The sequence below is a fragment of the Bradyrhizobium sp. RT6a genome (assembly GCF_040547675.1).
Taxonomy (GTDB): Bacteria; Pseudomonadota; Alphaproteobacteria; order Rhizobiales; family Xanthobacteraceae; genus Bradyrhizobium.
The window spans coordinates 1-20044 of the sequence record NZ_JBEPQC010000018.1 but is presented as its reverse complement, the minus strand read 5'-3'; the positions used below and the strand labels follow the sequence as shown (position 1 = coordinate 20044).

13 protein-coding genes and 7 pseudogenes are annotated in these 20044 nt (G+C 59.2%); 8 read left to right on the top strand and 12 right to left on the bottom strand.

What is annotated here, in order from left to right; translation table 11 throughout:
* The first annotated feature begins 537 nt into the window (after positions 1-537).
* A complete protein-coding gene (locus ABIC03_RS38790; protein WP_354066125.1) occupies positions 538-2625 on the top strand; it encodes a recombinase family protein in 2088 nt (695 codons plus the stop codon).
* Here the strand turns inward: ABIC03_RS38790 and tnpB are convergent.
* The 3 genes and pseudogenes from tnpB to ABIC03_RS38775 all read right to left on the bottom strand — a co-directional run.
* Positions 2613-2918 carry an IS66 family insertion sequence element accessory protein TnpB gene (gene tnpB, locus ABIC03_RS38785; protein ID WP_354066123.1) on the bottom strand — a complete coding sequence of 102 codons (306 nt, stop codon included), beginning with the start codon at positions 2916-2918 and terminating at the stop codon, positions 2613-2615. The two genes, ABIC03_RS38790 and tnpB, sit on opposite strands and share 13 nt — an antisense overlap.
* On the bottom strand, positions 2915-3349 hold the full coding sequence (tnpA, locus tag ABIC03_RS38780) for an IS66-like element accessory protein TnpA (RefSeq protein WP_354066121.1): 435 nt from the start codon (positions 3347-3349) through the stop codon (positions 2915-2917). The genes tnpB and tnpA overlap by 4 nt, the downstream gene beginning before the upstream one ends.
* A gap of 96 nt (positions 3350-3445) precedes the next feature.
* Positions 3446-4352: pseudogene (locus ABIC03_RS38775) on the bottom strand (DDE-type integrase/transposase/recombinase); the annotation flags it as partial.
* 470 nt (positions 4353-4822) lie between these two features.
* Here ABIC03_RS38775 and ABIC03_RS38770 point away from each other — a divergent pair.
* On the top strand, positions 4823-5605 hold the full coding sequence (locus tag ABIC03_RS38770; protein ID WP_354066119.1) for a CmcI family methyltransferase: 783 nt from the start codon (positions 4823-4825) through the stop codon (positions 5603-5605).
* 100 nt (positions 5606-5705) lie between these two features.
* Here the strand turns inward: ABIC03_RS38770 and ABIC03_RS38765 are convergent.
* Both ABIC03_RS38765 and ABIC03_RS38760 read right to left on the bottom strand, forming a co-directional pair.
* Positions 5706-5977, bottom strand: a pseudogene (locus ABIC03_RS38765) (ISNCY family transposase); the annotation flags it as partial.
* 25 nt (positions 5978-6002) lie between these two features.
* Positions 6003-6140, bottom strand: a pseudogene (locus ABIC03_RS38760) (ATP-binding protein); the annotation flags it as partial.
* Between the two features lie 44 nt (positions 6141-6184).
* On the opposite strand from ABIC03_RS38760, the pseudogene ABIC03_RS38755 reads away from it, so the two are divergent.
* From ABIC03_RS38755 to ABIC03_RS38745, 3 genes and pseudogenes are all read left to right on the top strand, one after another.
* A pseudogene (locus ABIC03_RS38755) lies at positions 6185-6397 on the top strand (DUF5372 family protein); the annotation flags it as partial.
* A gap of 58 nt (positions 6398-6455) precedes the next feature.
* Positions 6456-6656, top strand: a complete 201-nt coding sequence (locus ABIC03_RS38750) for a hypothetical protein (RefSeq protein WP_354066127.1) — start codon at positions 6456-6458, stop codon at positions 6654-6656.
* Positions 6637-7024, top strand: a pseudogene (locus tag ABIC03_RS38745) (recombinase family protein); the annotation flags it as partial. The gene ABIC03_RS38750 and the pseudogene ABIC03_RS38745, both read left to right, overlap by 20 nt.
* A gap of 26 nt (positions 7025-7050) precedes the next feature.
* On the opposite strand, the pseudogene ABIC03_RS39385 reads toward ABIC03_RS38745, so the two are convergent.
* Both ABIC03_RS39385 and ABIC03_RS38735 read right to left on the bottom strand, forming a co-directional pair.
* Positions 7051-7768 (bottom strand): annotated as a pseudogene (locus tag ABIC03_RS39385) (Mu transposase domain-containing protein); the annotation flags it as partial.
* A 235-nt stretch (positions 7769-8003) separates the two neighbouring features.
* Positions 8004-9521 (bottom strand): porin, encoded by a 1518-nt coding sequence (locus ABIC03_RS38735; RefSeq protein ID WP_354066115.1) that lies wholly within the window; start codon positions 9519-9521, stop codon positions 8004-8006.
* Between the two features lie 456 nt (positions 9522-9977).
* On the opposite strand from ABIC03_RS38735, the gene ABIC03_RS38730 reads away from it, so the two are divergent.
* From ABIC03_RS38730 to ABIC03_RS38720, 3 genes and pseudogenes are all read left to right on the top strand, one after another.
* On the top strand, positions 9978-10478 hold the full coding sequence (locus ABIC03_RS38730; RefSeq protein WP_354066113.1) for a MarR family winged helix-turn-helix transcriptional regulator: 501 nt from the start codon (positions 9978-9980) through the stop codon (positions 10476-10478).
* A 980-nt stretch (positions 10479-11458) separates the two neighbouring features.
* Positions 11459-12744: pseudogene (locus tag ABIC03_RS38725) on the top strand (IS701 family transposase).
* Between the two features lie 567 nt (positions 12745-13311).
* Complete coding sequence (locus tag ABIC03_RS38720; RefSeq protein ID WP_354066111.1) at positions 13312-14085, top strand: SDR family NAD(P)-dependent oxidoreductase; 774 nt, start codon at positions 13312-13314, stop codon at positions 14083-14085.
* A gap of 603 nt (positions 14086-14688) precedes the next feature.
* On the opposite strand, the gene ABIC03_RS38715 is transcribed toward ABIC03_RS38720, so the two are convergent.
* The 5 genes from ABIC03_RS38715 to ABIC03_RS38695 form a co-directional block, all read right to left on the bottom strand.
* Complete coding sequence (locus ABIC03_RS38715; protein WP_354066109.1) at positions 14689-15573, bottom strand: MaoC/PaaZ C-terminal domain-containing protein; 885 nt, start codon at positions 15571-15573, stop codon at positions 14689-14691.
* 391 nt (positions 15574-15964) lie between these two features.
* Positions 15965-17014: an ABC transporter substrate-binding protein gene (locus ABIC03_RS38710; protein WP_354066107.1), complete on the bottom strand. Its 1050-nt coding sequence runs from the start codon at positions 17012-17014 to the stop codon at positions 15965-15967.
* 195 nt (positions 17015-17209) lie between these two features.
* A complete protein-coding gene (locus ABIC03_RS38705) occupies positions 17210-18517 on the bottom strand; it encodes an amidohydrolase family protein (RefSeq protein WP_354066105.1) in 1308 nt (435 codons plus the stop codon).
* Between the two features lie 128 nt (positions 18518-18645).
* The gene (locus tag ABIC03_RS38700) at positions 18646-19710 is read right to left on the bottom strand and encodes an ABC transporter substrate-binding protein (RefSeq protein WP_354066103.1); all 1065 of its coding nucleotides are present in this window, start codon (positions 19708-19710) and stop codon (positions 18646-18648) included.
* 61 nt (positions 19711-19771) lie between these two features.
* Positions 19772-20044 (bottom strand): TOBE domain-containing protein (locus tag ABIC03_RS38695; protein WP_354066101.1); only part of this gene is annotated, 273 nt, incomplete at its 5' end.

The following is a 20044-nucleotide window of genomic DNA, read 5'->3' as shown; positions in this document are numbered from 1 at the left end:
GTCGTCGCCATGATGCGATTACACCATGCGTCGCGGCATCCCGCGAGCGCGACATGCATACTGATTCACTGTGCCGCAGTTCAACTCGCCTGGATCGGCGACGGTGTCTCGCGCGCGGCGTGGACGCGCTTCCAGTCCAGTCCTTCGAGCGAGGGGATTGAGGAATGTCCCCAATAGTGAGTCTGACGAATCATTTCCGGAGGTGGTCGAAGTTCGAGACCCCCACCATCCTTTGTACGGCCGCTCATTTCGAGTGATCAGGAAGATCGGCCAGCGAGGCCGAGGCATTCCCGCTTCGTATGAAGTTGAGTATCGCACGGGAAGCAGTCTCCTAGTTCAGGCAACTGCAATCGAATATTATGGACAAGAAGCAAATCAGATTAAGCTGAGTATGGAGGCTCTACTCGAGCTTTTATCGACAGCGGATTGTCCCGACGCACATGAGCATGGATCCAGCCGATCTTTGGTCGACGCTGACGCCCGCGCTCCGACGCCAGATCGTCGAAGACGTCGCCGCGATTTTGGCGGAGATTCCTCATGAAGTCCGAGTTGGTCACACCAAGCCACTTGGCGCGCAAAGCCGTAGTCTACATCCGGCAGTCGACGCCCCACCAGGTCGTAAGCAATCAGGAGAGCCTGCGCCTTCAATACGCGCTTCGCAAGCGCGCCCGCGAACTCGGATGGCGTGAGGCGGCCATCGACGTGATTGACACCGATCTCGGGTTGAGCGGCGCCTCTACAGCGCATCGTAATGGCTTCAAAGAACTCGTTGGCCGCGTTGGCTTGAGTGAAGTGGGGCTCATCCTGTCGATCGACGTGACTCGCTTGGCGCGTAATTGTACCGACTGGTATCCGCTCCTGGATATCTGTGGTCTGCGTGGCTGTCTGATCGCCGACCGCGATGGTGTCTATGATCCGGGCACTCCTAACGGACGTTTGCTTCTCGGGCTGAAAGGTTCGATCTCCGAGCTTGAGCTACACACGATCCGCAGCCGGCTGACCGCCGGCCTGCTGGCTAAAGCCGAACGCGGCGAACTTGCGGTTATGCTGCCAATCGGGCTGATGCGGGACCCGAGTGGCGTGGTCGTTAAGGATCCCGACATGGCCGTGCAAGGGCGGCTCGGTCTCGTCTTCCAGCTGTTCCTGCAATTGCGCAGCGTTGCCAAGGTCATGCGGGCGTTGAACGAGCGTGACCTCGAACTGCCACGTCGTGATCGGCATGGCGATTTGTGTTGGACGCGCGCGACGCTGGCTGCGGTGGCGGCCGTCTTGAAGAACCCCGCATATGCGGGTGCCTTCGTCTATGGACGAACCCGCTTCCAGCCGGCGAAGCGGGAGGGCGCCCTGCCGCAAAAGGCTCCGCGGCCGATTGAGGAGTGGCGGATCGTCGTCAAAGATCGATATCCTGCCTATATCGACTGGCCAATTTATGAAAAAATCCGAGCCGTCATCAGAGATAACCGAGCCGAATACATGCGCATCAAAACCCGAGGCGCGCCTCGCGATGGCGAGCTTCTGCTCCACGGCATCGCCTGGTGCGCACGATGTGGCCATAAGATGTACGTCCGCTACAAGGGGGGCGGCGAGTATGTATGCAATCACCTGCGTACCCAGGAAGGCCAGCCGACCTGCCAACACATCCGGGCCAGCCGTATCGATGCGGCCGTTGCCGATGCATTCCTAACTGCACTGGCGCCGGCCGAACTCGATGCCTTGTCGCACTCCCGCCGGGTCCAGCAGCAGATGAACAATGCGTTACGTTCTAGCGCAGAACGAGAGCTCGAGCGCAAGCGGTACACGGCGGCGCTCGCCGAACGGCAGTTCAACCGAGCTGATCCAGACAATCGCCTGGTCGCCTCAGAACTCGAGCGCCGATGGGAAGCGGCTCTAACCGACGTGCGCGCCGCCGAAGAAGCGCTTGCCCGACAGACGCCCTCCAAAGCCATCACACAAGTGGCCATAAGCAAGGAGCTCGACAACAAGGTCATCAGCCTCACCGGACGCTTGCCGCAGATATGGGCTGACGAGACTATCTCGGATGCGCATCGCAAGGCATTGTTGCGATGTCTCATCGAAAAGGTCGTGCTCGACCGCGGTGAGCACGACTTGGCCCTGGCCAGGATCGTCTGGCGAGGAGGCGCCGTGACGGAGCTCGAGGTGAGGATGAGCGTCAACTCCGTCACCAGATTGACGCGAGGCACAGAGATGCGGGTGCGCCTGTTGGCGCTTGCCCGCGACGGCGTCCCAGACGACGAGATCGCCGCAATCCTTACTCAGGAAGGCCACCGCTCTCCTCATTGCGCCGATAAGGTGCTGCCCATCACCGTTGGGCGGCTCCGTCGTGCCGCTGCCATCAAGGTGACTACCCAGCGCAACCGATGGATGCATGCCGACTCACTCCTCAGCCCGCCCGAACTGGCCCGAACGCTTAAGATCCCGGTGAACTGGCTCTATGTGCAGATCCGAAGTAAGCGTTTGCTGATTGATCGCCAGTCAAGCGGCGCCTATCTCTTCCCGAATACACCATCCATTCTTGACGCTGTCCGAGACCTTCGAAACCACGTCATTGCGCAACTTGATCTAAGAATCTGTCAGCCTAACAAGGAGGGGCATCAACATGGGTGATCGAGCAAGGCTGACAGCTGCGCCGCGGTCAGGCGAATGACGCCGTCCTGCACGTTGGGCCAGCAGAACGAACCGGTCTCAAGCCGCTTGGCGAACAGGCACACACCCGTGCCGTCCCAATAGATCAGCTTCACCCGGTCGACGCGCTTGGCGCGGAACACATACACGGCGCCGGAGAACGGATCGGCCTGGATGCTCTCACGCACCAGGGCCGCGAGCCCTTCGGCACCCTTGCGGAAGTCGACCGGCCTGGTTGCCACCATCACCCGCACCGCGCCCGTCGGACCGATCACGTGCAGGTCTTCAGCGCATGGATCACGGCCGCAACCGTCGCGGCATCCGCGCCGCGGCCGACCCGGACCGCGACGCCGTTGATCTCGAGCTCGATGGTGCCGCTGTTCTCGGCGCCCTCGGGCGCCTTCCGGAGGCGTCGGCGCTGCCGCGGTGAGCGCTCCGGCGGCGTGGACGATGGGGTAACGACAGCGGGCACGAACGTCTGCGGCTCGGGAGCCACAGGGATCGCAACCGGCCGTCGCATTTGCCGGCGCCACGTAAACAGCTGTTGCGGCGACAATCCGTGCCGCCGCGCGACCTCCGATACCACGGCTCCCGGGGCCAGCGTCTCCTCGACGAACCGAGCCTTGTCGTCGGCCGAGAACTGCCGGCGTCGGCTGGTCTCTGTGATGACCTCGACCCGACGAACCGAGGTCCTAGGCTCAAGCATATGGTCAAGCTTAGACACAAGCCGATCTCCAATCAGAGATCGATCATTCCTCGCTCGACGCCTTCAATGGAAGGTGGGACCGAAACAGCGCTTACGTTCGTCCTGCAGCTGGCCGTTGAAGTTCTGGATGAAGCGTTCTGCGTAGGCGCCTGCCATGCGACGCGGCTCCGATCGGCCAGGTCCGGATGGTATTGCTGATGAACTCGCTGCCGTTGTCGCTGACCACCATCTTCGGCTTGCCGCGCTCAATTATCAGCGGGTCCATTTCGCGGGCCAGTCGGGTGCATCGGCCATCAGCGCCAGGCACTCTCGGGTGCAGTCGTCGACCACCAAGGATCGGAAGTGGCGGCCGTCGGTGAGCTGATCCGTCACGAAGTCGAGCGACCAGCGGTCGTTTAGCGCCATCGGCATCGTTCTCGGTGCCCGGGTCCCGATCGCCCGCTTGCTGCCGTCTCGGCGACGCCCCGCAAGCCTCTTTTCTCGGTAGAGCCGGAACAGCTTCTTGTAGTTGATCAGATAACCCTCCCGCTTGAGCAGAACAGGCGGGCGCCGGTAGCCGAAGCGACGGCGCACCTCGGCGATTGCTCTCGTGAGTTGGCGCAAGGCGGCATCATTTCCCCGGCTTGTCTGATATCTGATGGTCAAGCGACAGCAGCCGATGCCTTTACATGCGCGCCGTTCGCTCATCGCGTGGGTATCCATGAGATGCGCGACATCTCTTCGCTTGGCCGCGGGCGTCACTACTTGTTTCCGCAACAGGTCCTTCAGCGCCGCGTTGTCCAGCATGGCGTCGGCCAGGAGCCGCTTCAGCCGCGTATTCTCGTCTTCCGGGGTCTTCAGCCGCTTGGCTTCCGAGACCTCCATTCCGTCGAACTTGGCCTTCCTTTGTAAATGCTGGCGTTGCTGACGCCCGCCGTGAACTTGCGGCACGGACCGGCGGTCGAGACGCCGACCTCGTGCAAAATCCCGATGACATCCTCGTCGCTAAGCGGCTGCGCTTCATGCTCTGGTCCTTATCTTGGGCCAGAGAACCTGGATTAAATCCGTGGGGCAACGTCAGTGAGTCAAAGGGCGCTTTGCGGCGATTGGGTCGGGCGATCAGAACCGACTACCCCATCCTTCCGTGGACGCCGCTCCTCAGCAGGAACGCGAACGGCAGTTACTCTGCTCGAACGGGACCGGCCCATAGTGATCTGGCTGTTGTAACAAGCTAGGCTTTCTTCTGGGCGATGAAGACCACCGGAAGGTGTAGCATGAGAGGCGACCAGCTCCTTCGTCTTAAGCTAGTTTTGTTGTGCCACCCATGTCCAATTGATAACCCCGATGTTCCGAACCCGACAACGTTCGCAGACCCGCTCCTGTGGACGCGTGGCGCATAGACGTCTCTCACCCACGTTGACGCGGGCGCGCACATCATTCCGCAAGTGGCACGGCGGTTGCTTGGATGAGCCAGGCGCAATACGGAGATCGGCCATGAAATACGTTTCCGAACACAAGGCTTTTTGGGACGCCGGGCAAAAGAACTACCCTGATCAGATGAAGCCTGACGGATTCGGAGGACAACTGCTTAGCCCGAGGGCGATCGAAGGAATACACGCCGTCCTGAACGCTGATCATTCTGGTCGCTTTGCAAAGCCCTCCGATCGAGATTGGATATCTTCTATCTACCCATGGACCGGTGACCAGCGCTCCACAAAAATTGGAGCGTTGGCGAAGACTTATAAAGGGCTGATAATTTATAAAACTCCCTTTGATTTGGCTCTGTATCCAAGGCTTATTTGGGAACTTCAGCCGAGGACAATCCTAGAGCTAGGGTCATGCCAAGGTGGCAGCGGATTGTGGTTTGCCGACAATATGTCCGTGCTTTGTGAGAAGCCCGGTGAAGTTCACTCGTTTGATTTGTACAGCAAACTTGTGCATGAGAATGCAAGAAAGCATCCACTCCTTACCTTTCATCAAATTGACCTTTCGAACACCGCCAACTTCGATGAAAAGTTGCTCGTAAGCCTGCCTCATCCCTGGCTTGTGATCGACGACGCGCATGTGCAGATATTTTCGGTGTTCTCTTACCTGAATAAGTTTCTGGTGTCAGGAGATTACTACGTAATCGAGGACAATCCCGTGTTCGTAAATAGAGAGATTATCGATGGGTTCGAGTTGATTGAGCAAGCAGGATTCTTAGTCGACACTTATTACACTGACGCGTTTGGGACGAACGTTACTTGCGCTTCAAATGCATGGCTTCGAAAGTCGTAGGTCTGGCTCAATAGAGTGCCGGACCAAGAACATGATCGCCCTTATGGTTGCTTGGCTGGGTTGCGCAACGACCGTCGTCCTCCCGACCGAGGGGGCGCTGTTACGGCGCAACCGACGTCTCGTCGAACCGCTCCGCATGATCTGCCGACCCAAACAGTAGCGCGCTTGCCTGCTCGCTGCGCTGGGATTTGAGGCGGCGCTGAAGCGTTCGCAGCACCTTATCCGGGACGCGCCCGGATATTCCGCTTGTAGCTTATCAGGAATTCGGCGCCGGTTCGCCACGGCTCGGCCTTGAACCACTGCTGCAGCGAGCGGATCAGGGCGACTACCTCGCTTCGTTTTCAGGACCGGCCGGTCCGTCGGTCGAGATGCGTCACGCACGCCAGGGTCATCCTGTGAGGAGGCGAGCATGGCGGCCGTCGCCCCCGGCGAGGGCGAGCGCTTCGAAAAGCCGCGGCAGCCGCTGATAGAGCACGGAGCGTTTGCGGCAGGCCTTGTGGCCCAAGGCGCAAGCAATCCAGCTCTTGCCAACGCCGGGCGAGACAGCATCACAATGCCGGGTGTCCGGCGTTCGAGGTTTTGATCCTCTATCCGTTCCATCCTCGGGCCGGGCAGATGGTGCAGGTCGAGCACCGCAAGCGCTTCGCCGGCGAGGACCATCTGGTCGTGGTGCAGCCCGACGGGACACTCGCCCTGATCCCGGCCTGGATGAGCGAGGATATTGCTCGCTCTGCAACGCTCACAGCAAGCCGTCGGTTGGCTGTCGAAAGGCTCGTCGAGCTGCGGGCGCGAATCGATGTGCTTATCGCCTCTCGAGGCGGGGCATGGCCCCTGCGTGAAGGAGGGGATCATGCAACCAAGACGCCACCTGCAACAGAGTCTGTTCGAGGAGGATCGCCAGACGCCGGAGATTCCGGCGTCGCAGAGAAGCACTCTCGTCCGCCCGATCGAGGGGCTGCTGGTCGAGTCCCTCGCCGACGGCGCCAATATCGAGACGGGCACGCCAACCACAGAGACGAGGGAGGCCGCTCATGAGCAAGATCACACCTGAGCACCTCGCCCGTCAGGCTGTCGTCTACATCCGTCAGTCGACGCCTGATCAGGTCGTCAAAAACCTGGAAAGTAAGCGCCGTCAGTTCAATTTGCCGGAGCGCGCGCGACAGTTGGGCGGGAGCGATGTTGCCGTCATCGATGACGATTCTCGGCCGCTCCGGCGGTGGCGTCGCGCTGCCCGGCTTCGAGAAGCTGCTGGCCGCCATCTGTGAGGTACGCGTCGGGGTGGTGGTCTCGATCGAGGCGTCGCGGCTTGCACGCAACGGTCGCGACTGGCACACGCTGCTCGAGTTCTGCGGTCTCGTCGGCACACTGATCGCCGACGAGGACGGCGTCTACGATCCGCGACAGCCCAACGATCCCCTACCGTAGGTGGTCGCGCCGATTTCGTTGCCGCGCTGGCGGGCGGCCTCGATGCGGGCCGAGCGGAAGCTGCGCCGCGCCGCAGAATGCCGAGACAAGCCCGGAAGCCCTGCTCGGGGTGTGGCTTGGCTTTCATGGTCGCCTCGACGAGGGCGATCGTGGCGGGGCCGATCTTGGCGGCTTCTCGCTTGATCCGCGCCGGTGTCCATTCGGCATAGCGGCGGTGCGCACTCGGCATGTGATCCGGGATCGTGCGGTGGCGATGGGGTCTGGCAGAGCGGGCATTGCTGGCGACTCGGACGCGCTTGTGCAGGATCTCGATCGTCCTGTCGGTAATGCGCGGCTCGAGCTCTTCGCGGATCAGACGTGAGGACACCGTGTGTAGTGACCGCCGATCTCGACGTGATAGTCGGGTGCGACCCGGCACCACTCGGCGTACTGATAGTGCGTTGGCGGTAGGGTGTTAAGCGCCGGCTTGTCGATCTGTGCGAACAGCTCGTTGCGGCTCACGCCGAGCTTGCGCATAATCTTGGCGTTGAGGTCGGCGATCGCCTCGCGGATTGCCGCATTGAGTTCGTCAAGCGAGAAGAATCGCTGGTTCCGCAGCCGTGCTAACCGCTGGACGATTTGCACCGCCACTTCCACCTTCGCCTTATCGCGCGGCTTGCGCGGACGCGTGGGCAGGATCGCTGTGCCGTAATGCTCAGCCAGCTTCTGGTAGGTGCGATTGATGCCCGGCTCATAGCGGCAGGTGGCGGTGACGCTTCCGATCCAGATTGTCGCGCTACACTAACAACACGTTCGGGGACGAGCACTCTGCCTCCAGCTGAACACTCGTCAACAATGACGGACAAAGATTGGAAACGAGTGAAAATGAACTGAAGACCAGAAAGGCCCCCGGCGGGCATGCCGGAGGCCTTCTTGGAGGTTAAACTTAGAAAAAAGAGCCCTATCTTCCTCCTTCCGTTACAGTTTGCAGGGATCAGAAATTGCGTTGAGCGCGTAGCAGCAACTGGAGGCTGCCCTGGTCTTTGAGCTCATATGCAGCAGCGGGCTTAGCGATGCCCGACTGCAACGGAAGGGTCACGGTGCTTCCGCTTGCATACTTCTGATCGAGCATCATGTACGCAAGCTCTCCCGTGAACGTGAAGCCCTTGACCGGGGTCCAAGACGTCTTCGTACCAACAACTGCATAGTTGAAGTCGGGGTTGCACCCGGCAACGCCAGTCGAGAGTGCGAGGGTCGTGACGAAGGCTCCGCAGATATAGCCCCTGGCCGTGTTATTATATCGCACAGCTGCCCACGCACCGAAAACGCTAGTATTCCAGTATGGATCCCAGTTATGTGTGTAGCCACCGTTGAAGCCATAGGTGGTGGTCAACTCCTGCCCGGCACCCGTGACGAAAACAGAATCAGAAACACCGGCGAGGCCGAGACTTTCGTAGGCACCCGCGGCGCTCGCACCGCCGTACATCGCGAAGGTGCTCCCCATATAATCGTGGAAGTTGTAACGGCTCGCACCATTTGTATACACAGCATTCAGGTTGATGGTGTCACCGGCGCCAGTCGGCAGGTTCTTGACCGACAACGCCAATTGTCCAGCCCAGCCCCATTTGTCACCCGGATGGCCGCTTGTCTCGTCGGCGCCGTAGTAACCGGCATGGTTGTCATGCGCAGCGAACGATGCCTGGAATAGACCCCAAGCCTGATCGACGCGAACCCGCGCGACGAGATCTGGAGCGCGCGAGCCGCCCAGATCGAGAGCTCCGTAGGCGCCGGTCGCAAGTGCTGCAGTTGTTGCGCCACTCACATTCCAGACGTTGCTTTGATAGTTCGGGACCTGATCCTGGGCGGAGAACGAAGCCGTGATGCCCTGACCAAAGTCGGCTGTATACGAGATCTGATTTACAGGGTCCCAACCGGCGCCACCCGGCAACTCGAAGTTGTTCGCCGGATATTCGGCCCAAGGCGTTCTAAACTGCGATTCCGCTCTGCCAAATGTAAACCCGGCGAACTGAATGAAGGCGTAGTAGATACCGAGTGAGCCACCAGCGACCTGCGAAGCGAGCGTCGTGGTGTAGGCTGTTGAGCCGTTTACGCCCGTCGTGCCAGCTCCACCATAAGTACCAGTTTTCCACGTGAAGGCCAACTCAGCGAACGTACGGACCATGCCGTACTCGGTCGCGGTGCGCGTATCGATTTGCAGATCCTGGCGACTCTGGGTTTGCAAATAGTTGCTAAGGCGATTACGCGCGCCGGGCACACCGCTGTTCGGTGCATCGAAGTCGCTGCTCGTTGCCAGCATGGCGTCGGTACGCAGATAGCCACCCAGCCTGATGCAAGTGTCGGTTCCAGGGATATAGTAGAATCCCGCACCATACAGCGAGCAAATCTTCACATATTCGATTGCCTTCGCCTTGACGGGCAGATCGGCTGCCTGCGCCCCGGCGCCCGCAAACATTGCGGCAGAACCGAGGATGAGACCCTTTGTCAGTTTCATCGATGAAGCTCCTAGTTGAAATATCGTTTCCGTCGTCCAGATCCCGCCGCTACTAGCCTGCCCCCAGTGGGCTGGCCTTGACGGAACGACTTCGAGGCGCCCCCTCTCCGTCCATCGCCGTATAGCGCTCTTCAGTAATTGCTTCCATTAATTAATACAGAGCGCTAATTCTTGACGGCTAATTGTCGCATTTCGGCAACACGCTAAACACTCGAGAGCAGCCCTCAATCGAGCGAAACCAAAAAAAAGAACCTCGGAGGGCATCCCAGAGGTTCTCCTTGGAGATTTAACATGACCTTTGGCCAGAGAGCCTCGTGGTCTGCGCTCTTGATAAAGCCGCATGAATTACACAAGTCAATTAATTTATTGCATGACCGCTATGTCATCTCAATCGTATCGAGACGGCTGCGCGTATTCCGGCTAATGATCAGATCTGTGCCCGTCGGGAGCACGAACATGTGGCGGAAAGACCAAATGGGCGATAAAGATCAATTAGATAAAGCCGTTACGGACTTCATCTGGAACATCGTTGAGATCCACTCCCAGTTGGAGGAGATACACAGGGGGTGGGCCGACATGCTGGGTATAAGCGAGCCGCAATGGTTGATTCTGATGGCTATCGATCAAATCGATGAGGGTCGCGGGGTTTCTGGGATTTCGGTGGCAAACAAGCTTCGGATCCACGCACCGTTCGTTACGAACCAAACGAAAAACCTTGAAGAGAAGGGGTTTTTATCTCGCGTGACATCCCCTGACGACGCACGTTTCCTGCAGATCTCGCTGACCGAAAAGGCGCGGGCGGAAATTGCCAACCTCTCAAACAAGAGGCAGGCTCTCAATATGACGATGTTCGCCGGGTTAGACGAGGCATCCCTCGACTATCTCAATAAACGGCTGGCCTCGATCGCCAAGAATAGCCGATTGGCCTCTCAAAAACTGAGTATCGGTGTATTGTAGGCTTATTCTGCGCCAGTTTGGCCGCCAGTCCATGCCGATTGCGGTGCCGCGATTGCTGCAGAGATGGAATTTGTCAAAGCGAAATCTAGGCTAGATGACTTCGTGCCCCACGATTCCTAGTGGCTTGGTTCTGAACGGGCTTCCGTGCATCGAGAAGCAGCGGTGACGAAGCCGAACGTCAATGAGCTTGCCGGAATCAGTTGAATCTTCACATTCGGCATGAATCGGCACTGGTATATTGAGATCGCATCCATCTCCCTGACGCGTGATTGTCCCACGACACCAGTGTCAAACGCCATTCGGAATTGCCCCCTTGCGTCATGAAGAATTGCCCCTAGACGCGTGTCGTACTGTCAAGGAGCGGACGTACGCCAAAGTTCGGGTTCAAAGATAATCTTGCAGTCGCATTCTGGTGCTCGACCGGTACAAAGACTCCTCGATTTTCCGGCGCCTTAAAGTACCGGGGGTCGATGTCCCTGCTTTTCCGTGTTCGCCAACTTGACCACCAAATGAGACTTCCTCGATCAGATTCACTGCGCTTCTGGCGCGGGACGATACGATCGATTAGTGCCGATCTTGCAGTTATCGCCTGCCTTGCGAGGCACGATCCGTCGCCCTACCGAGTGTGCGCGATGCGCCAGGGCTCGAAAGCCGTAGCCATTGTTCAGCCAATACGTACGTCCGCCGGAGGCGATTGTCGAGGTACCATGCAACTAGGGCGCGGGCGTTCGCTGCCGACCGCTGAATACGAACTCGGATCCTGCCGCATCTCTGAAATGACTGCGCTCGTGAGGTCCTGATCGGCACGTGGCGGTCCGAAGATTTCGTTCGGCGGAACGCCGCGAAATACTTTTTAATGCTCTGACGGAGACGAGTAGCCGTTCTTAGTACTACTGAGTCATTCGGTCGCGCCTGCGGGGGCGGAGAATCGGAGAATCAAATATTTGTAGAGATTCACAATTTGGCACGTGGAGGGCCAGATGGATCTCAATCAGGGTGAAGGCAGCGAGGCACGGTTCGCGGCGTATGTAGCGGGGCTTGGAAGCGTGATTGGTCAGGCCGTGCGGCTGAGGCCACTGCGTGACTATTGCACCGGCTTGATGCTGCCGGGCGAACGCAAGAGCGTCGAACCGATGGCAGCGCGGACCGCCCCGGCGCGGACGGCAGCGCAGCACCAATCACTGTTGCATTTTATCGGCAACGCGGACTGGTCGGACGAGGCCGTGCTGGCCAAGGTGCGCGAGATGGTGCTGCCGGCGATCGAGAAGAGCGGACCGATCGAGGCGTGGATCATCGACGACACGTCGTTCCCCAAGCAAGGCAGGCATTCGGTCGGCGTTCACCACCAATATTGCGGCCAGCTCGGCAAGCAGGCCAATTGCCAGGTGGCGGTGTCGCTGTCGGTTGCCAGCCATGCCGCCAGCCTTCCGGTGTCCTATCGGCTGTACCTGCCGGATGCTTGGACGAAGGATCGCGCGCGACGGAAGAAGGCGGGCGTGCCGAAAGAGATCAAGTTCAAGACCAAGCTGCAGATCGCGCTGGAGCAAATCCGCCGGGCCTGCGAGAGCGGTCTGCCACGCGGCGTCGCGTTGATGGATGCAGCCTACCGGCAGGGACGCGCGGCTGCGTGCGGGCATGACGGAATTGGGCGTGCCTTACGTGGTCGGCATCGTGCCGACTATCTTGATGTGGGCTCCTGGCAATAGCCCACGGCGGATGGACAAGCCGATGAACAACACCGGCCGCCGCGACGAGCCCGAACTGGTCTCGGCCAAAAAAGTCGCGCTTGCTCTACCGAAGCAGGCCTGGCGCACGGTGACATGGCGCGAGGGCTCGGCTGACCAGTTGTCCTCGCGCTTCGCGCGTGTGCGTGTCCGGGTCGGGTACAACAAACTGATCCCCGAGAAGCTGTCGCCGGAATGGCTGTTGATCGAATGGCGCGCAGGGTGAAGCAGAGCCCACTAAATACTGGCTCGCCACGATGCCGGAGACCATCAGCTTCAAGCGGCTCGTCGACCTCGCCAAGCTACGCTGGCGTATCGAGCGTGACTACCAGGAGCTCAAGCAAGAGGTCGGGCTCGGTCATTACGAGGGACGCGGCTGGCGCGGCTTCCATCATCACGCAACCCTGTGCATCGCAGCTTACGGCTTCCTGATCGCCGAGCAGGCGACGATTCCCCCCTCAGGACCTCGTTCCGCCGCGCCGGTCCAGATACCTCGCTTACCCAACGATTATCGACCCAGAGGCTCCGCCCGCGCGGCCTGAACGCCACATCCCGAACTCGATCGCAACTATGCGCGCCCACTTGATCCACGCACTCGTCAAAACCTTGCCGCGATGTCCGTACTGTGGCGCAAGTGCAGCATCAAATGGTCGTCGATACCCATGACGCAGTAAGATTAGTCAACGTTGAGTGTTCTGCAGAAGCAAGCTTCGGCGGGGAGTGGGCCAATAACCATAATCGTATCATGGGTGGCTTGGTGAGTGCCCGTCATCCTTTCACTAACTCAGCATCAGCACTCCGATCGCAGAGAAGCTCCGCATTCCTCCAATTTGGCGCGGAACTTCTGCTAACGGAGATCCTTTTATGCGGCAATTCAACATCAATGGCCGCATATTCTGCGCGAAATGCAATCCAATGCTGTCCGGACGCTTGGCCTCGAATGTCTTTTGGTGTCGGCGTCCTCTCGCAGTGGCTTTTTGCGGGACCTTCAGTTCGATATCGGAGTCCAGTCAGGGGGGACCGGTTGAATGTCCCTGGCGGCACACACCACGAGATTTGTGAAAGATGATCGCGTTCATTTGACGAGCCAATACGTAGGAGAGAAACGAATGGCAAAGTTCGCTAGTGAGAGCCGCCAACAGCCCCATCCGCACGGATGGTCGCTCGAAGGCCGAGTCGCGCTTGTAACCGGAGCGACAGGAGGGCTTGGCAAGGCTATCGTGGCTGAGTTGTCCGAACGCGGAGCGGACGTGCACGGCGTCGACATCGCGGGCGACGGTGTCTTTCACGCGGACCTTGCCACAGCAAATGGGAATAGAGACATGGTCGCCCATGTACTCAAGGCTGCCGGGCGTCTGGACATCCTGGTGTTGAATGCTGGAGTGCAGTTCATGGCCCCCTTCGATCAGTTTCCCGACGCCGAATGGGATCGTCTTAATGCGCTAATGCTGGACGGGCCATACCACGCGCTGAAGGCCGCATGGCCGGCTCTGACGAAGGCCCCCGGTGGTCGGGTTGTGGTCACGGCATCAGTCGCCAGCTACGGCGGTGCGCGGCAGAAGGTCGCGTACTGTGCTGCTAAACACGGAGTTCTTGGCGTCGTCCGTACCGCCGCGCTGGAAGGCGGTGCGCACGGCCTCACTGTTAATGCCGTCGCCCCAGGCTGGATGGATACCCCGCTGATGCGCGGTCAGCTCGAAGCTCAGGCAAAAAATCGCGGCATGAGCACAGAGGAGGTGGTGGCAACCTTCCGGGCGTCGCAACCCGGCAACCGTTTTGTTGATGTGCGTGAGGTTGCGGCAACGATTGGCTTTCTTGCGAGCCCTTCTGCCTCGGGAATCAGTGGTGAGTGCATCACGATCGATCTCGGTGCAAGTGCCTAAGTCTCCCGCTGCCACGACCTTCCGATTCGTGTTTCCTCGCGTTTGGAAGGTGTCGCGCACCGAGGACTCCTTCCCTGCTTTAATCGCGAACAGAGGCTAGGAAAATTGCGTGAGCCGGGGGAGTGCGAAACGGTCAGCGGCGAACTTAGAGGGAAAGAACCGATATCGGATTAGCCGATCTTTCGGAAAGCTGAGTGAGGGCTTCACAAGCAAGTCCCTGCGATTCACCGTCGACCAGAACCTCGTGCGGCGCGGCAATCAGGATGGAGGTGCTTCCCATCCAGATTGTCGCGCTATAACCTCGTGCCCTTATGACTGCGGTTGACCTGAGACGGCGCCGTCGCCACAGGCAGGATCTCGCCAGGCGACGCCGCTGAAGCTACTTTAGGCTTGGCGCGTAAGTTGAACCGAATGCTGTTACAGGCGGAACTGTAGTCACGGCCCCGGGGCTTTGCGCGAACTCGAATATGCTGCTGGGAAGAGCATGTTGCTTCGGCGGCGTGCACCGGTGTACTGATGATCGCCCTTCCGCTCGCCCTAAAAACCATGCTTGAGACTGACGGTCCGCGACGGGCCTAGCCGCCGCGCAAGCGGCGCGCGCGTCTAAGTGCGCAGCACTGTCTTGCCATTCTTGATAATGGTCGCGCCGCGCTCAATCACACGGGCCTCGAACGAGATCACATTTCCGTCCTGCCAGAGGTCGACTGTGATGGTGTCCCCGGGGAACACCGGCGCCGAAAAGCGCGCTTGGTGGCTCAGGATCTTGGTGGGATCGTAAGCGCAGAATGCCTGAAGCACAGCCCAGCAAGTGACGCCGAATGTGCACTGGCCATGCAGGATCGGACGTGGAAAACCGGCCCGCTTGGCGACGGGGGGATCGCAGTGCAGAGGATTAAGATCGCCATTTAGGCGATAGAGCAGCGCCTGGTCCGGCCGGGTATCCAACGCGATTACCTTGTCGGGCTTGCGGGATGGGACAAGGTGCGGTTTGGGCGCGCCCTCCGACGGCCCACCGAAGCCGCCATCCCTGCGCGCGAAGTTTGACCCGGTGAGCGTTGCGACCTTCTCGCCCTTTTCGTCGATCCACACCGTCTCGTCGACGACCACTGCGCCCTTATCCTTGCCCTTGTCGTAGGCGCCGATCGTGCGGCTGGTGGTCGTGAACGTGCCGAAGGATGGCAGCGGCTTATGCAGCTCGACCTTCTGCTCACCATGCACCAGCATCAGCCAATTCAAGTGGCTGATCCGGAGGCCTGGCTTCTGGTTGGGCGCCGGCTCGGAACTCCCTCCTTTGTCCGACGCCAGCACTGTGACGGCGGTCGGCAAAACCCTGATATCTTTCTCATAGACGAATGGTAACTCGCGCTCGTCCATTGGGTCGCGCCCCATGCCGATTCCAAGCGCGTACAACACCACGTCCTTGTGGCCATAGGTGAAGATGCGAGGCTCGTTCCTCAGTTCCAGGATGTCAGGATAGTAAATCGGCATGAAAGATCCTCAAGAAGTTGGACGCAATATAGATTTGGTTTTCTTGCGCTGAGTGAAGCGTTGATGCCCTTGAAAGCGGGATAAGCAACAATTTATCGCTTCACAGGAGCGAACAGGACTTCAGTGCCGCAGGACAGTTGATTGTGCCAGCAGACCTCTTCGGACCACAACAACGCCAGCCGCTCAAGCAACCTTCGGAACCAGCTTCAAGTCTACTTGAAAGAACACCGAAGACGTGTGCCGCCACGTCTTGGGCGGTGTATTGTCCTTTGGATGGGGTGGAGAAGCGCGGTGTAAGCTCCTGACATCGCCTTCGTGCCACTTCTCGCTCATGAGGTCTGAGGTAGGCGGCGAAGATAACGAAAGTGCTCGCCGCCATCTTTGTTGAGATTTACTTGGCTATCCACGCCGTAAAGCGTTGGCGGAGTTCATCGCCCTTCTCACTCCAAAAACTTGAGCCAATTCGCAGAGCATTACCCATATGGTTATTCGGAAGGTGAGACTGAACCGCCGGATCGACGAGCGCTATCGTGTCCTTGTTGGTCGGGCCGTAAGCGGTATTATTCACGACGCTGGCCTGCGCCTGAGGCGAACTGGCAAACGCGATGAACTTGTACGCGTTGTCCAAGCGCGGAGTGCCCTTGGGAATTATCCAAGCGTTCCCATTCAATACCGCGGCGTCCCACAAGATCTCGAAGTGCTTGCCGGAGTTCTTGACCGCGTCATAGATTCGACCGTGCCAGGCGTCAGTCATGACGACCTGACCATCGGCGAGAAGCTGCATCGGTTGTGCGCCAGCCGTCCACCAGACGATGTCCTTTTTGATCGTGTCGAGCTTTTTGAACGCGCGATCGATTCCCTCGGGCGTGTTGAGCACCTTATATACATCTCTGGCGGGCACGCCGTCGGCGATCAGCGCCCACTCGACAGGGGCACTCTTATATAAACCCCTCTTGCCGGGGAATTTCTTCAGATCGAAAAAATCACCGATCGTCGTCGGGCCGTTCGGAAGCTTGTCTCTATCGTAGACAACGACGGTGGCAGAGTCGATGACTGGGACCCCACACTCCTTGTAGTCCCCCTCGAACTTCGTCCTCTCGAGACCCAGCTTCTTCCAGTCAATCGTCTCGATCGTACCTTCTGCGCACAATTGCTGGACTTGCGATTCGCTGGCGTAGACCACGTCCCAGCTCACAGTCTTGGTCTCGACCATGGCGCGGATCTTGGCGTTGCCATAATCGTACTCGGCTTCGTTGATCTTGATCCCGCTCGCCTTCGCGAATGGATCGAAAATGACCTTGCGCAGGACCTGCTGGAAAGACCCGCCCCCCGCGGTAATCGTGAGCTGATCGTCTGCAAGGGCGGGCTTCGTCGGCGCGAACATGCCCGTTGTCAGGCCGACGGTGGCCAGGATGCTCGCGATCGTCAGTGACGTCCTCATCGTCTGCTCTCTCCCCTCTATGCCACCCCCGGGATGAAGGCAGCGTTGCTCAAGCGTTCTCGACGGGGCGTTGCGAGCGCCGTGCCGCAGCGCCGACCCAGACGGTGATTCATACCGGCACTGACGCCAGAACGGCAGCCCGACCATGATCAAGGCCGTTTGACGGGCGCCGGCCGCAAGAACACATCTTGGCTATTAAGCGCCATGTTTTCGCAGCTCATTTGGAAAGTAGTGCAGTGCGTTGCCACGCATAATCCGCTCGATGAGTTCGGGCGTTTCCGCGCGGGCAATCCAGCCTTCGGCGACTAGTTCAGAGACGGCTTGCGCGATGCCTCGGCGGGCGATGCAGGCGTGTCCATAGATTGGCTCGACCGCAAGATAGTCGCCGCCGAAGGTGAAAATCTTGTTGGCGGGAACTGTAACCAGAAACTCCTTGAGAAAGTGGACGCTCGCCGCGGGATTAATAATCCACGCCCAGCACATATCGACGGTCACGTTTGGATAGTGTTTGGCCAGCGCGATAAATTCCTGCTCGTACGGGTAGCCGATATGCATCAGAACGAACCGGGTCTCGGCGAAGTCCAGCAGCAGCCTGCAGAGATCCGCGGCGTTATCGCGCGTGCGGGCGAGTTGCAGCAATCCGTGACCGCCTAGCAAGCCGGTGTGTAGTTTGACCGGAAGCCCGCACTCGCTAGCCTTGCCGATACAATATCGGAACAGGAAATCCTGTAGTGCTTTCAGGTCCTCCGAACCGAGGGGATGTCCGCGATGGCCGACATGATGCGGAAATAACCGGGACGCGTGCGCCCTCGTGACCGGTGCGAAATCAAGCGCACGCGAATAAGCAATTTGACATTTCACCGCCACCGCTCTGGGACCATACGTTGCGAAATAGAAGTCGATGATGTCGAGCCATTCGTCCAGGGTTGATGCCCGCTTACTAATTTCCGTCTCCACGCGAGCGAAGTCAGCAGCGCTGCAACGACAAAATTGGAGGATGCTGAGATCCTGCGCGAGCAGCGCCGGCTGCTCCGTTTCCATGAAGATGCATTGCAGAGAATTGACTTGGCAGACCTCGACGTTCGCACGACGCAGGACGGTTCTGTAGAAGCCAGGCTGCACGGTCTCACGGTACTTTTCAGCGATTCGCGGCAGGCTCTCGGCCGTCAGGTCGTCCTCACCATAAAGGCCGCGAAGTGTATGCCGCACCGCCTGGGCATAACCGGTGTGGCGGATGTGGTCCCAGTACGGTGCGACGAGCCGGTATTTTGCTTCACTCGAAAGGTCCGGCCGGAAGAAGCTTTGACGCTGCACAGCCGGCATTCCTGCAACTAGCAGATCGCTATCAACGTACGCGCTGAACAGGTAGGTCCAGTCGTCGCAAGACAGGAAGCCATCGAGCACACCGGAGAGGCGCTGACTTTCTTCAATCAGATGCTCGTGGGTGTCGACGAATGAAGTCTCTTCGATCCATTGCGCGATCTGTCTGTCGGGTTCGATCATCGTTTTCTCAGGTCGCTGGTCGGGAGAGGGCTGTCGACGACTTGAGCTGCGGACGTTGCCAAATTTTCTCTCAATTCGCCCGCAAGGCTGCAGGAGAACGAAGCCTTTCGCCGTCACTCCTCATCAGTCTACTCTGTCAGCCAAGAGGTAAAGCGCTGGCGCAACTCGTGGTCCTTTTCGGCCCAGAAAGTCGCGCCGGACATCATAGGATTGGCCAAATTCTGGGGCGCAGTTGGAAGATCGGGCAGGATCGCCGAATCGACAAGCGCCATCGCGTCCTTGTTGCCAGGAGCGTAAGGGATATAGCGCGTCAAGTCGGCCTGCGCTTGAGCTGAAGCAGCGAAGGCGATGAACTTGTAAGCCTCGTCCAGGTGCCGAGTGCCCTTTGGTATCACCCAGTAGTCCCGAAGCGGCTGCTGGGCGTCCCAGATGATCTGGAAATGCTTGCCGGAGTTTTTGTTGGCATCATAGATGCGGCCGTTCCAAGCCACGGTCATGACGACCTGCCCGTCGGCGAGCAACTGCGGCGCCTGGGCACCAGAGGTCCACCAGATGACGTTCCTCTTGATCGTGTCGAGCTTGTTGAAGGCGCGATCAACCCCCTCTGGCGTACCGAGGACTTTATAGACGTCCTTGACGGGCACACCGTCAGCAATCAACGCCCATTCGAGATTGTATGCGGCACTTTTATATAGCCCGCGCTTGCCCGGAAATTTCTTCAAGTCGAACAGGTCGGCGATAGCCTGTGGGCCGTTCGGCAGCTTTTCCTTATCATAGGCAATGACCGCAGCAGCGCTTTGTGATGGCACCCCGCAGTCCATCTCGTCAGGGTCTGTGAACTTGGAACGGTCTACGCCCAGCTTTTTCCAGTCGATCGGCTCTAGGACGCCCTCGTTGCACATTTGAATGGCCGCCCCCCCCCCCGAGTCCACCACGTCCCAACTCACGGTCTTGGTGTCGACCATGGCGCGAATCTTCGCCGCCCCACCGTCAGACTCATCCTCGGTTATCCTGACCCCACTCGTATTCGAAAAGGGCTCGAAAAGAGCCTTGCGTTGCGCCTGCTGCAAGGCTCCGCCAGTCGAGACGATCGTCAGCTGATCAACCGCAAGGGCGGGCTTCGCCGGCGCAAGTGCTACCCCCGTCAGACCAACGACGCTCAAGAAGCTTGCACGGATCACAAACTTGCTCATCGAACGCTTTCCTTCCTGCTAGCCCCCCAAAGTGGAGCGGCGTTAAGGCGACCAGTCGGCCTTAGGGCGCATCGAGCGCCCGACAATCCTCAGTTTTCCAGCCGATGGTGATCAGCGCGCCGGGCTTGACCTGCACTGCGCCTTCCGAATTCGGCAGCTTGACCACAAAATCGTCGTGGCCGCAGACCGAAACCCGGGCGCGCACGTGGTCGCCCAGATAGATGACTTCCGCAACCTGCGCGCTGAAGACATTGGGCAGCGAGCCTGGCGCCGGGTTCAACTTGACCCGCTCCGGCCGCAACGACAGCACCGTCGACTGACCGACCGCGTCGAC